At 32.4% G+C, this 13,003-nt stretch carries 13 protein-coding genes and 2 pseudogenes; 9 read left to right on the top strand and 6 right to left on the bottom strand.

Features of this window, described 5'->3' with window-relative positions; genetic code table 11:
* Nucleotides 1-43: 43 nt before the first annotated feature.
* Nucleotides 44-457: a hypothetical protein gene (locus OLM54_RS21590; protein ID WP_264536573.1), complete on the bottom strand. Its 414-nt coding sequence runs from the start codon at nucleotides 455-457 to the stop codon at nucleotides 44-46.
* A 708-nt stretch (nucleotides 458-1,165) separates the two neighbouring features.
* On the opposite strand from OLM54_RS21590, the pseudogene gldJ reads away from it, so the two are divergent.
* Both gldJ and OLM54_RS21580 read left to right on the top strand, forming a co-directional pair.
* Nucleotides 1,166-2,846: pseudogene (gene gldJ, locus OLM54_RS21585) on the top strand (gliding motility lipoprotein GldJ).
* Nucleotides 2,847-2,963: 117 nt separating this feature from the next.
* Nucleotides 2,964-4,245 (top strand): annotated as a pseudogene (locus tag OLM54_RS21580) (UDP-N-acetylmuramoyl-tripeptide--D-alanyl-D-alanine ligase).
* Nucleotides 4,246-4,299: 54 nt separating this feature from the next.
* On the opposite strand, the gene OLM54_RS21690 reads toward OLM54_RS21580, so the two are convergent.
* From OLM54_RS21690 to OLM54_RS21675, 4 genes are all read right to left on the bottom strand, one after another.
* A complete protein-coding gene (locus tag OLM54_RS21690) occupies nucleotides 4,300-5,133 on the bottom strand; it encodes a triple tyrosine motif-containing protein (RefSeq protein WP_319802298.1) in 834 nt (277 codons plus the stop codon).
* A 77-nt stretch (nucleotides 5,134-5,210) separates the two neighbouring features.
* Nucleotides 5,211-5,732, bottom strand: a complete 522-nt coding sequence (locus OLM54_RS21685) for a hypothetical protein (RefSeq protein WP_319802297.1) — start codon at nucleotides 5,730-5,732, stop codon at nucleotides 5,211-5,213.
* 151 nt (nucleotides 5,733-5,883) lie between these two features.
* Entirely contained in the window at nucleotides 5,884-6,540 is a 657-nt protein-coding gene (locus OLM54_RS21680; RefSeq protein WP_319802296.1) for a hypothetical protein, read from the bottom strand.
* A gap of 68 nt (nucleotides 6,541-6,608) precedes the next feature.
* Nucleotides 6,609-7,082, bottom strand: coding sequence for a hypothetical protein (locus tag OLM54_RS21675; RefSeq protein ID WP_319802295.1), 474 nt, complete (start codon nucleotides 7,080-7,082; stop codon nucleotides 6,609-6,611).
* A gap of 437 nt (nucleotides 7,083-7,519) precedes the next feature.
* Here OLM54_RS21675 and OLM54_RS21570 point away from each other — a divergent pair, with 437 nt between their 5' ends.
* From OLM54_RS21570 to OLM54_RS21560, 3 genes are all read left to right on the top strand, one after another.
* Nucleotides 7,520-8,242, top strand: coding sequence for a TonB-dependent receptor plug domain-containing protein (locus OLM54_RS21570; protein WP_264536572.1), 723 nt, complete (start codon nucleotides 7,520-7,522; stop codon nucleotides 8,240-8,242).
* The gene (locus tag OLM54_RS21565; RefSeq protein ID WP_264536571.1) at nucleotides 8,175-9,074 is read left to right on the top strand and encodes a hypothetical protein; all 900 of its coding nucleotides are present in this window, start codon (nucleotides 8,175-8,177) and stop codon (nucleotides 9,072-9,074) included. Before OLM54_RS21570 ends, OLM54_RS21565 begins: the two co-directional genes overlap by 68 nt.
* Nucleotides 9,075-9,156: 82 nt before the next feature.
* On the top strand, nucleotides 9,157-9,633 hold the full coding sequence (locus OLM54_RS21560) for a TonB-dependent receptor (protein ID WP_264536570.1): 477 nt from the start codon (nucleotides 9,157-9,159) through the stop codon (nucleotides 9,631-9,633).
* Nucleotides 9,634-9,862: 229 nt separating this feature from the next.
* On the opposite strand, the gene OLM54_RS21555 is transcribed toward OLM54_RS21560, so the two are convergent.
* On the bottom strand, nucleotides 9,863-9,997 hold the full coding sequence (locus OLM54_RS21555) for a hypothetical protein (protein WP_264536569.1): 135 nt from the start codon (nucleotides 9,995-9,997) through the stop codon (nucleotides 9,863-9,865).
* A gap of 822 nt (nucleotides 9,998-10,819) precedes the next feature.
* On the opposite strand from OLM54_RS21555, the gene OLM54_RS21550 reads away from it, so the two are divergent.
* The 4 genes from OLM54_RS21550 to OLM54_RS21535 all read left to right on the top strand — a co-directional run bounded on the left by OLM54_RS21550 (nucleotide 10,820) and on the right by OLM54_RS21535 (nucleotide 12,228).
* Nucleotides 10,820-10,987 (top strand): hypothetical protein, encoded by a 168-nt coding sequence (locus OLM54_RS21550; RefSeq protein WP_264536568.1) that lies wholly within the window; start codon nucleotides 10,820-10,822, stop codon nucleotides 10,985-10,987.
* Nucleotides 10,988-11,132: 145 nt separating this feature from the next.
* Nucleotides 11,133-11,288: a hypothetical protein gene (locus tag OLM54_RS21545; protein ID WP_264536567.1), complete on the top strand. Its 156-nt coding sequence runs from the start codon at nucleotides 11,133-11,135 to the stop codon at nucleotides 11,286-11,288.
* Between the two features lie 247 nt (nucleotides 11,289-11,535).
* On the top strand, nucleotides 11,536-11,721 hold the full coding sequence (locus tag OLM54_RS21540; protein WP_264536566.1) for a hypothetical protein: 186 nt from the start codon (nucleotides 11,536-11,538) through the stop codon (nucleotides 11,719-11,721).
* 6 nt (nucleotides 11,722-11,727) lie between these two features.
* Nucleotides 11,728-12,228 (top strand): hypothetical protein, encoded by a 501-nt coding sequence (locus OLM54_RS21535; protein ID WP_264536565.1) that lies wholly within the window; start codon nucleotides 11,728-11,730, stop codon nucleotides 12,226-12,228.
* Nucleotides 12,229-13,003: the final 775 nt, after the last annotated feature.

Below are 13,003 nucleotides of genomic sequence, written 5' to 3'. Positions count from 1 at the left end.
ATGTAAAATGTTAGTAAGATCAATTTCGTGAAATTGATAGTCATCAAACGTGTTTAGCTCCAGCGTATGCTTCCTGTAGGCTGATTTGTTGTGGGAATTCTTTTCCGTCGCCTCCGTTTGCCGTAATATAATAGTATGATTTAGTATCATATAAGTTAATGTTAGTCTGGTTTCCGTGTTCCAGTTGTTCACTCCTTCGGCATAAAAAAAGAATATAATCGTCATTATTAAAAGTTCCGTCTTCTTCTCCTATAATCTGAATTCCGTTTTCTGTTAAATCATCCGGATAATAAATGTTATTTGCCAGCGGAAGCATTTTTCCGCCATTTCCATAGATTTTAATTCTTCTTGGGTCGACTTTGCCGGCATCAAATCCTAAACTTTGTAAAAAAGATTTTGAAATTCTGTATACGCCAGATTTTTCAACATAAAATCGATACCAGTCTCCGGAAGCCAAAACAGAATTAGTGACTAAAGCTGACTTTTGATACGTGGATGAATTGCTGCTTTTAGATGAACTGCTGTTTGTTACGTACGAAAATGATTTAATTCGTTTGTAGCTATTTCCTTCCCTAATAATTGGGAGAGAGATAGAAAAGTTTGCCTTATGTCTCTTGATAAGACGTTTTTTAGCGTTTCATTTGGTTTGTTAGGGATGTTTTCGGGTGTTAAATCGCCTAAATCCGATATTGAAATTGTTTCGTATATGGACGTTAGTTAAAGAAACAGAATTGTCGTTTGAGGAGCCTGAATCGTCAAGTTTAAGCAAGAGTGTTATGTTTTTTTTAGTAGTATCGAACCTAAAACTGTTTCCTGTGAAATAAGGAATGATAATTTTGTATTCGCCAAAACTGACCTCTTTTTGTTTTGCCAATCTAATGTGAAGCTGCTATTTATCTGGGAAAATGAGACAAACGGAATCAAAAAAAGATACAGGATTAGAGCTTGTTTCATAGGTTTAAAAGCGTATTTAAAATTAAAATATTTTAGTAAGTAAAAATATAGTATTTCATGTTATAGTAAATAATAAAAAGTATATTTTTGCGTTCGTAACTATAGGTTATTTTCTGGTAAAAAACAGCTAAATAAATTATTAGAACAGATGTTGCTAATTAAATGTTAATTATTATATTGCAGCACCTAAATTTATCACCTAAGAATGAGTATGAAAGTAAACAAAATTGTAGTCTTGCAATTAATGATGTCAATGGTATTGATGTTGGGCACGGCTAGTTGTAGCAAAAAATCGAGTTCAAGCCACGCTTCTAGAGCAACAGGTTGGGATGTAGATAGTCAGAATGGAACTTCTGCTAGAAATGCAGGGAAAAAACAACAGGCTGGTCCTGGTTTAGTTTTTGTTGAAGGAGGTACGTTTACTATGGGTAAAGTACAGGATGATGTTATGCACGATTGGAATAACACACCAACCCAACAACACGTTCAATCATTCTACATGGATGAAACTGAAGTTACGAACGGTATGTACTTAGAATACCTGGAATGGCTTAAAAAAGTTTTCCCTCCAACAGAAGAAAATTACAAGAATATTTATGAAGGAGCATCTCCTGATACTTTGGTATGGAGAAATCGTTTAGGATACAACGAAACGATGACTAATAATTACCTAAGACATCCTTCTTATGCTAATTACCCTGTAGTTGGTGTAAACTGGATTCAAGCTGTTGAATTTAGTAAATGGAGAACAGACCGTGTAAACGAAGCTGTTCTTGAAAAAGACGGATATCTTAAAAAAGGTGCTAAAACTACAGATGTTAGTGCTGAAAGTTTATTTAATACAGAAGCTTACTTAGCGTCTCCATCTACTACTTACGGTGGTAATGAAGAACTTGTATTGAAGAAAAATCCAAACGGAAGAAGACCAAAAGCTAATAAAGATGGTGTAGTAGAAGAAAAAAATGTGTACGCACAACGTTCTTCGGAGTTATCTTGCCAGAATACAGACTTCCTACAGAGGCAGAGTGGGAATATGCTGCTGCAGCTGATGTTGGACAAAGAGAATACAATATATATAAAGGACAAAAGAAATATCCTTGGTCCGGAGATTATACACGTTCTGCAAAACGTAAAAACAAAGGAGATCAATTGGCTAACTTTAAACAAGGAAACGGTGATTACGGTGGAATTGCAGGTTGGTCAGATGACGGAGCAGATATTACAAACTCTGTAAAAAGCTACGCGCCAAATGATTTCGGATTATACGATATGGCAGGTAACGTTGCAGAATGGGTAGCTGACGTTTACAGACCTATTATTGATAATGAAGCGAATGATTTTAACTACTATAGAGGAAATCAATATGCTAAAACAAAATTGGTAAAGACGGTAAACTTGAAATCATTACTAAAGACAATATCAAATATGATACTTTAAGTAACGGTAAAGTTGTTGCAAGAAACCTTCCAGGAGAAATTGCTCAGGTACCAGTTGACGAAAATGAAACGTATTTGAGAACAAACTTCAGTACAAGCGACAATATCAATTATAGAGATGGTGATAAACAATCATCTAAATATTTTGACTTTGGAGATTCTGAAGCCGGAGCAAAAGCGGATCAAAATATGTACAATTCTCCTAAACATAATATCACTACTGATAGTTTAGGTAAAATGGTAAGAAAATATGATAACTCTAGTAAACGTACTACTTTAATCGATGATAAAGTTAGAGTTTACAAAGGAGGTTCTTGGAGAGACAGAGCTTACTGGTTAGATCCGGCTCAAAGAAGATATTTCCCTCAGGATATGGCAACTGATTATATCGGTTTCAGATGTGCAATGTCAAGAGTAGGTTCTAAAGCTGAAAGAAGAAAATCGCCTAGAAACTAAGTTTTAGAAATTTCAATATAAAAAATTCCAAATTCCAGTGCTGATTTCAGTTTGGAATTTGGAATTTTTTTATTAGAACTTTTCTATTTTTACACTTCATAAAAAAAATGTTTATAAATGAATATTCAGGAAATTCATAATCTGTTTTTGCAATGCAAATCAGTTTCAATTGACACACGAAAAATTGAAAAAGGTTCTATGTTTTTTGCTATTAAGGGAGAAAATTTTGATGCGATATTTTTGCACAGCAAGCACTTGATTTAGGCGCTTTGTATGTTATTATTGATAATGAATCCTATTTAATAGACGACAGAACTATTTTGGTTCAAAACAGTTTGGAGGCTTTACAGGAATTATCAAAATTTCACAGAGCCTATTTAAAATTACCTATTATTGCTTTAACAGGAAGTAACGGTAAAACGACAACAAAAGAACTTATTAATGTTGTTTTGACTAAAAAATTCAAAACAAAAGCTACCATTGGAAATTTAAACAATCATATCGGCGTTCCTTTAACCTTGTTATCTTTTACAAGTGAAACTCAAATAGGAATTGTTGAAATGGGCGCAAATCATAAAAAAGAAATAGAATTTTTATGCGAAATTGCCCAGCCTGATTATGGTTATATAACCAATTTTGGAAAAGCACATCTTGAAGGTTTTGGTGGTGTTGAAGGCGTGATCGAAGGAAAAAGCGAAATGTATGAATATCTTGCCAAAAATAATAAAACTGCTTTTGTAAATCTTGAAGATCGTATTCAAATCGAGAAATCTAAATCAATTCAGTCTTTTACCTTTGGTATAGATAAAGATCATGCCGATGTAAAAATAAATTGGATTGAAGCAAATCCTTTTGTAGGTATTACATACAGTGATTTTAATGTAAAGTCTAATTTAATTGGACTATATAACGCAAATAACATAAATGCCGCTGTTGCGATAGGAACTTATTTTAAAGTTGATAATAACGATATTAAAGCAGCTATTGAAGGTTATGTACCGGACAATAACAGATCGCAATTATTAAAAAAGGAACAAACCAGATTATTCTGGATGCTTACAACGCCAATCCGAGTAGTATGGCTGTTGCGATTGCAAATTTCGTACAATTAGACAATCTTAATAAAATTATGATATTAGGAGATATGTTTGAGTTGGGAAATGAAAGTCAGCAAGAACATAAAATCATTGTAGATTCAGTTTCTAATCAAAATAAATCCGTTTGTTATTTAATTGGAAAAGCATTTTACGAGCATAAAAATCTAAAAGAAAATGTTCATTTTTTTGAAACTTTTGATGCTTTTGCAGAGTATCTTAAAACCGCAAGTATTAATGATAATACCATTTTAATTAAAGGTTCAAGAGGAATGGCGCTTGAGCGAACTTTAGAATATATTTAATCATAATTCATAAAACAAAAAAGCCATTCGTCGCAACGAATGGCTTTTTTGTTTTTAAATACTCATTAAAAAACCAATTAAGTTTTCCTTCTTATTTAAACCGAGTTTTTTTCTTAATCGGTATCTGGCAAGTTCAACTCCGCCTGTCGAAATATTCATGATTTCTGCGATTTCCTTCGTTGACATATTCATTAATAAATAGGTTGACAAATCAAGTTCTCGCGGCGAAATAGTTGGGTATTTTTCCTTTAATCTTTTCAGGAATTCAAAATGAACGTTTTTAATATGCTTTTCTAAATCTTTCCAGCTTTTATCAGTATTAACCTCTTTTACGATGCTTTTGTTTAATTTACTTACCTGAAATTTAGTCGAATCATCAAGAGCTTCAATATCGATTTCTTTAAGTTTATGAATAATCCCGTTTAAAATTTTATTCTTCTTTACAACCTGCAATGAGTTGTTCACCAGTTCTTTATCTTTTGCTAAGATTTTGATTTGAAGCTTATCGTTTTTAAGCTTTTCAATTTCTTTTTCAAGATCGTATTGTTCTTGTCTTATTCTTGACTCTTTTTCAAGATAAAGCCTTCTTTGTTCGATAGTTTCATAATATTTATTTTTTCTAATCTTCATTTTTATTCGATTCGAAATAATATAAATTGCGATGATGATGAAAATAAAATAAACCATGAACGCTAAAAAATGCCTGTACCAAGGCGGCGATACAGTAAACAAAAGTGTCGAGGGTTCTGATTGTATTCCGTAGCTATTTCTCACTTTAACATTCATGGTATAATCTCCTTCGCGAAGATTTGTATATTCTTTAATAGAAATCGTCGACCAATTACTCCATTTGTCATCAAAAGGCTCCAGCTGATATGAAAATTGCACATTTTCGAGATTTTCATACGTAGGCGATGAAAAAGTAAAACGTACGTGATTTGAAGAATACGGAATTCGTATATTCTCTATTTTATTTTGATTGTTTCCAAGAACAATTGTGTCTCGGGAAATGAAAAGCTGCGAATAAAAGCCTTTGGTTTTGTTACAAAATTATTTAGTAACTGTGAGTCGTAATGCGCCAAACCATCTGTTAAACCGATAAAAATATTGTTAGCATCGATTGTATTTACAGATAAATAGTTGCTTACCAAATTACCGGTTAAATTAGAAAATGGCGCAACAATGTTAACATATTGATTGTTTTTTTTCATCAAAACGCCAAGAGACTCATCAAAAGCATACCATAAGTTTGCTTTAGAATCTTCACTTAAACTATTTATTACAGGGATATTTTTAAACAAATCCGACATTTTTTTGTCTTCATAAAATATATCCTGTTCTTCAGAGTATTTATAAAAATGATTATTAGTTTGAAAGTATATTTTATTATCGATCATTTGAATGCTTCCGATGTTTTTATATTTTGAAGTTAAATGATTTATCTTTTTGATAGATGAAAATCTCGTGAGATCACTGCTAAAAGACATACGATAAATAGACTCATCTTTCTTTAACCATAAATAAGATTGATCGAGCTCAAAATATTTGAAGACTTGTCAAATCCGGCGACTTGGTTTTTAAATACCAGCCCGTTTGGCGTTTTTTGAAAAATAGCAAAACCATCATAATTTGAGCCAATTAAATATCCGGGTTTACGGGAATTTTTTTGAATCCAAAATATCCTTTTGAATCGATTACATTCGTTACCCTGTCACCTTGTATTTGTAATGCACCTCTGTTATTTGCACATATAAGCAATCCGTCAATTACCTGAACGTTCCATGATTGTGCTGTTGTTCCTTCAACAAGTTTAAAAATATCTTCTTTAAAACTGTTAGTATCGTTGTTCCAGGCATGGTAGAAAACACCTTGATTCGTTGCTACATATAAATTGCCTTCATGTATTACAGAAGCGTAAACAGTACTAATATCATAACTAAAACCAAAATAAGTAAACGGCGAACCTTCATTTATAAAAGCAATACCATTATCTAGGCCCAGCCACAGATTATTTTTATTATCAATGAAAGAGGTTAAAACAGTATTGTTTTGTAATCCCTTTTTTCTGTTGATATGCTGAATAATTTTTCCGTTAAAATCACAAATTATAATGCCATCCAAAACGGAGTTTAGAACTATAAAGTTGTTTTTTATAATGACTCCGCCTAACGAACTGTTCTTTTTAATGAAATTATTAGCTTCAGTATTCCACGGTTTGATTGTATTGTTCTCATAGATAAAAAGACCTTTATCCAGTGTTATAATTAATATTTTTTCTTTGGAGATTGAATACATCGCCCAAACCTCGGTATTGTTTAGGGAGGTTGTATTTGGTAAAGAATACAATTGACCGTTACGGTATTCTAAAATTCCTTTTCTTCATCCTGCAGATATAATTTTTTGTTTACTATAAATGAAAACTGGAATCGTTTTGGAGCTTTTAATATAGATAGCTTTCCGTCTTTATAAATATATATTCTTGCAAACGACTGAAAGATTACCTGATTGTTAAAAGAATGTATTTTCCAGATAAAATCGATTATTTTGATTTTATTGGCGTCTACTTTTTTAGATAATGAAGTATATTCTAGTTTTCCTTTTTCATTTGGTTTAAAATAACCAAATTCATTATAACCGCCCACGAATATTTTTCCGGAATCATCAATTTTCAAACATCTTACCGAAGTTAAGTTTGGCAATGGATATTGTCGCCATGAAGAGCCGTCAAATTGTAAAAGACCACTATTATTTGCGAAATATAGATTTCCATTCTTATCCTGATCTATGTTCCAGTTTTGTGTGCCTCCTTTATATTCATTTCGTTTGTAATTTCTCACATCCGGAAGTCCAATATTTTTAACCTGCCCAAAAAGTGTAATTGTGAATAGTGTAAAAAAAATAATAATAAATATGATTTTCTCAATTTCATAATTTTTATAGCTTGTTTCGGTTTTTTATATTTAAATTGTTGTTTTACAGCTATTTAGTGCGTTTATTAACATACTATTTCGTTGTAGAAGGTACTTTTTTATATAAAAATAAGCAATCTTACCTAACTGTAGTGTTTATTTTTGCAATTAACATTTTCATAACATCTGTAATTTATTATTTAAGTATTTAAATATCAAATGATTATAAAAAAAATGATCGGTTTTTGTAATGTAATAAAATTTAATTTGATGTGTTTTTGTAATGAATTTTAATTGTTGATAGTAAAAAAATAACATTATTATTGCATCAAATTACTAATTAATTAACCAAAATTTTTAGAAAAATGAAATTAACAAAATTACTTATTTTTTGTGTTTCGTCTTTGTTATTCTCGGTTATAGCTGTGGCTCAGGATGTCACAGTAAATGGAGTTATAACTGATGAAAGTGGAATGCCGGTTCCGGGTGCTACTATTGTATTAAAAGGAACAACAAAGTCAACGGCATCAGATTTTGATGGAAAATTCCAAATTCAGGCCGCTTCAAACGGTGTTTTAACAGTTACTTTTATTGGATACGCTCCGGTAACTGAAGCTGTAAATGGGAGAACAAAGATTACAATTCAATTAAAACCAGAATCGCAAACATTAAATGAAGTTGTGGTTGTGGGATATGGAACGCAAAAGAAATCAGTTGTAACGGGAGCAATCTCGAGTGTAAAAGCCGCTGATCTTGAAAAAGTACCAAACGGACGTGTAGAGCAAGCTTTACAAGGTCGTGCAGCAGGTGTTACTGTTGCAGCTACTTCCGGACAGCCTGGTGCAGCTTCAAAAGTGCGTATTAGAGGTATAACTACTTTTAGAGAAGGAGGAAATGATCCTTTATGGGTTGTTGATGGTGTTGCTGTAGATGCAAATGCAATTGGTTTTATCAATCAAAGCGATATTGAATCTATCGAGGTGCTTAAAGATGCTGCTTCTGCTGCAATTTATGGTACTCGTGCTGCGACAGGAGTTATTTTGGTTACGACTAAAAGGAAAATCAGGAAAAATTTCTGTAAATTATAATGGTTTTGCAGGTACATCTGGTCCGGCTAAAAGATTAAAATTACTGAATGCTACAGATTATGCTACATTAATGAATGAAAGATCTGTACGTGATGGTGGTGCAAAAAAATATGCGGATCCGGCATCTTTTGGTAATGGAACTAATTGGCAGGATGCAATTTTTAATGATTCAGCTTTTAGATACACACACGAATTAAGCATTAGCGGAGGTGGTGAAAAATCTACTTTTTATGCCTCTTTCGGTATTCAGGATCAGGAAGGTATTGTTGCAACAGATATTTCGAATTATACAAAGAAAAATTTCCGTTTAAACTCAACACATAAAATTTCTGACTATTTTACTTTCGGACAGACTTTTGGTTACACACACCAAAAAACGAAAGGTATTGGAAATACAAACAGTGAGTTTGGAGGTCCTTTAAGTTCTGCAATTAACTTAGACCCGATTACTCCGTTAGTGGAGACAAACCCAGCATTAAATACTACTGGATATTATGCAAATGCAGGTATTATTAGAGATGCTAATGGAAATCCTTACGGAATTTCTCCTGTGGTTCAACAAGAAATGACGAATCCTTTAGGTTATATCCAAACAAGATTAGGTCAATTCGAATGGTCAGATGATTTTGTTGGAAATGCTTATTTAGAGGCTAACATCACTCCACATTTAAAATTCAGAACAACGCTTGGTGGTAAATTAGCGTATTGGGGTAAAGAAGGTTTTACACCGATGTTTTACCTAAATCCAAACATGAAAGCGGATAGAAATAATTTCAGCCAGATAATAACAGATCTCTTGCATGGACTCTTGAAAATATTTTACATATTCTAATAAATTCGGAGATCATACGGTAAACATTTTAGCAGGACAAGGAGCTTATGTAGAAAACATTGGTGGTTCTATTGGAGTAAGTATGTTTGGTTTGCCAATTACAAGTTATAAAGATGCATCTTTTAATTTTGACATTCCACAAACAGACAGAGTAAACAGAGCAAGTGATTTTGTTGAGCACAAATTATCTTCATTGTTTTTACGTGCCAATTATGATTACATGGAGAAATATCTTTTCACAGGAATTGTTCGTCGTGACGGATCAACTCGTTTTGGTGAAAATAAAAAATGGGGAGTTTTCCCTTCATTCTCTTTAGGATGGGTACTTTCAAAAGAAGCATTCTGGAAAGAAAACAATGTAGTGAATAGTTTAAAACTACGTGGAGGTTACGGAGTTGTTGGTAATGATAATATCGACGATTTTAAATACAGAGCTTTAGTAGTAGGAGGATATAACTATTCTGTTGGACCAAATGGTGACATTACAACAGGTTACATTTGCACAACAAAAGTACTTTCATTGAGGGTGAGATGTCAGAAGGAGGTCAAGGTAAATTAAGCGATGGCTCGACATTAGCAGATGAATTTGCAGTTACTACAATAAACAAGAAGGTGGTGGAATTAAGGGTTATGCAGATGAAAAGTCATTTGGTAATTTTTGGCATGGAATTCAAAAGAACCTAACTCCAAATGGTTTAGATACTAGAACAATTGGACAAAATCTATTAGGATTAACTTATCCTTGGAGGCAATAATCCAAAAACATATAGTGGGGCTGATGATTTCTCTTATGTTCCTTCAAGACTTGCAGAATATCCTGCTATTGGACATGACAGGAGGTATGCAATTATTGGAACAGCAGGAGCAGGAGGACTTTTTGGAGACACCAAAGCTATAGGTGCAGATTGGAGATTCGTGGACAAGAATTATCAATATTAACTTTACCAGTAGATTTAAAACAAAAGTACAAGCTGGGCTGTTAGGAGTTGGTTTAGGCTTGTTTTCAACAGGCAAGACAGTAATACAGTTAAGTAGTCCTTACAACGGAGGATTGGGTACAGTTCTATTATGGGATAGTGTAGCCAATAAAGGAGTAAATAATCAACCATCTAGTAAATAATTATGGAAAATTTAAAAAGAAAAGCAAAAAGAAGTTCATTATTACTTTCTCTATTATATGTTGGTTTGGGAACAATAGCATTTTGTGTTCTTATCCTCCTTTTTATGGAGATTGGTTTTAGTAGTGCTGTTAATTACGTTTCCTGTAAGTATTCTAAGTTTTGAATATTAATTGCGGGTAATATTACACTGCAGTGATAATTGTTCAATTAATTACGTTTGTGTGTTTTTTGGTATTTGTGTTATAAATTTTTACTTAAATGTATAATAAAGAAAGTAAAGTGCAATTATCAAATGATGATAATTCTAAAGAAATATAAAACCCTCGCTCTACGAAGAGTTTCTTATGAAAAGCTGCGCAAATGTCTCTGACTTTGCGCAATTTTTTTATGTGTTCTTATAAATAAAAGTCTTTCAATTTTTTACGTTTAGGCCTTATATTGCTTTGATTTTTTACATTCAGAAAACAACATTCATGAAAAATTAGTTTTAAAGTCAGGAGACTTTATGAGGTTTATGTTTTCAATTATATTTGTTTGAAATGGTGCAAAGTCAGAGACATTTGCGCAGCGTGAACAAGAACACTTCGGTCAGCGAGGGGTTCGGAAGCATGGACAGATGTAAGCATGACCTCAATAGCAGTTTCAGCAGGAGCAGGTGCATTAAGTGGGGGAATATCATCATTAAATCAATATAAAAATGCATCTAGAGTTGCAAAATTAGCCGTTGATGTTGCCACTGATGCAGGAGTAAGTGCGGCAGGTCAGGGTATTAAAGAAGGTAAGGTTCGTTAAAAAGCACACTTATTGATGTTGGTGCTGGAAGACTTGCAGCAGGTATAGGTAAAAAACTAGAAAAAAGCGCGTTAAACTCTTCAACTGGTAAAAATTAACAGCTGCGGTTAATACTGAAAAAAATATAGCTCGTGGAAAATCAAATGTGGCTTCTAAAGCGAAAGCAAATGTTAGTGGAGCAACCAAAAAGCTCGAAAATTATGTTGCTAGGAGAGCTAGTACAGCTGCTACAGCCGCTTCAGGAACTGCGTCTACGGCTGTATCAAAAGCAACAGAAAAAAAGAAAACTACTGGTCAATAAAGAAATAAAAATATTATGAAAAATAAATTAATTAGTTGGATAAAAAAACCAGAGAATATAATATTATTAGTTATATTTTCTGCAATAACCATTATGGGCATAATAGATGGTAATCTAATTATATAATAAAAGTTTATGCAGGAATTGCCTTGTTTAGTGTATTTATAGGATTAATCCTTTATTTAAAAAGCAAATTTTGGTAACGTTTGGATTATGTAACGTACCCGATAGCACAGATTTGTAATCTGTGTACACAAAGAGAATCAAAAAAGCCCTAGATGCTGGAGGTCTAAAGAATGGCGAAGTTAGTAAAAATGAAGGTCTCTTTGGAACACCAATATTAAACTTTAGTCCTAGTTCAAAACAAGCAGAAATAGAAAAAAGTAATAAAGGTACTGATGTTGATAAAAAATTAATTCCTACAAAAAATTAAGTTTAAATGAAAAAAAGTATTAAATATATCTCGATAATTGTTTTAATTGGTATAGTGTATTATTTGGTAAGCGTCTCTGTTCATAATAGTGGTCAATTCATAAACTATTATTTTTATCCTTCATCCTCTATTAGTGAGTCTAAGGAAAAAAATATTTTTTCTAATAAGATTTCTAAGGAAAACATCCAAATAACAGGTAGTAAGCAAATAAATCAGAAAATAGAAGAATTAGAGTTTTGGTTGGATAAAGCTATAACTAAAAAGAATTTCGGTATGAGTGGAATTCTCTCTTATGATATAGTTGACGATAATAGTAGGACACTAAGGATAGCGTATAAGAATACCAAAAAAACATACTCAACAGCTTATGACGATATTATTTGGTTTAAATTAGAAAACGGTCAAATGAAAACCCAATTACAACGACGGGAAGATTTTATAAGCTTGGAACTAAGGCAAGAATCCATTTTTATGATAATGACAAAAAAAATGAAATTGGAACAGTAATTATAGAAATTAAATAAGTATTCTATTTGACCACGATACTGCAGATTTGCAATCTTGCCAATAATTAGAATCAAAAAGCCATTCCATAACGGAGTGGCTTTTGATTTTATAGCACTTTAAAGTGTACCAAACTGTTAAATAAAATCCATGTTAGCCTGCAAATGCTAGGTAATTTCAGTAGATTTAAAAAATAGCACTCAGAGCATACTCCCTCCCTGTATCGGCTATTTTGATACGAGAAACCGAGATTTTTAGTGTCAAATTACCCCTCGCTCTACGAAGAGTTTCTTATGAAAAGCTGCGCAAATGTCTCTGACTTTGCGCAATTTTTTTATGTTCTTATAAATAAAAGTCTTTCAATTTTTTACGTTTAGGCCTTATATTGCTTGATTTTTTACATTCAGAAAACAACATTCTAAGAAAATTAGTTTTAAAGTAAGGAGACTTTATGAGGTTTATGTTTTCAATTATATTTGTTTGAAATGCCGCAAAGTCAGAGATTTTTGCGCAGCGTGAACAAGAACACTTCGGTCAGCGAGGAGAAAAGAGGTTCCGGGATCTAGAACAACAAAATTTAAAAAAATTTAAATCATGAAAATAAATATTATTTTTTTTACTGCTTGTATTATCTTTTTCGTGCAATAAACAATCGGAAAAGAATAATTTAAAAAAAGTAACAGCCTCATTGAATTATGAAAAATACTATAATTTAAAACAAAAAGCTAAAAAGCTTGCGGATAGCGCTTTGACTTATGGAGATACAAATTCATATAAG

The organism is Flavobacterium sp. N1736 (assembly GCF_025947065.1).
GTDB lineage: Bacteria > Bacteroidota > Bacteroidia > Flavobacteriales > Flavobacteriaceae > Flavobacterium.
This window is presented reverse-complemented; position numbering and strand designations above follow the sequence as displayed.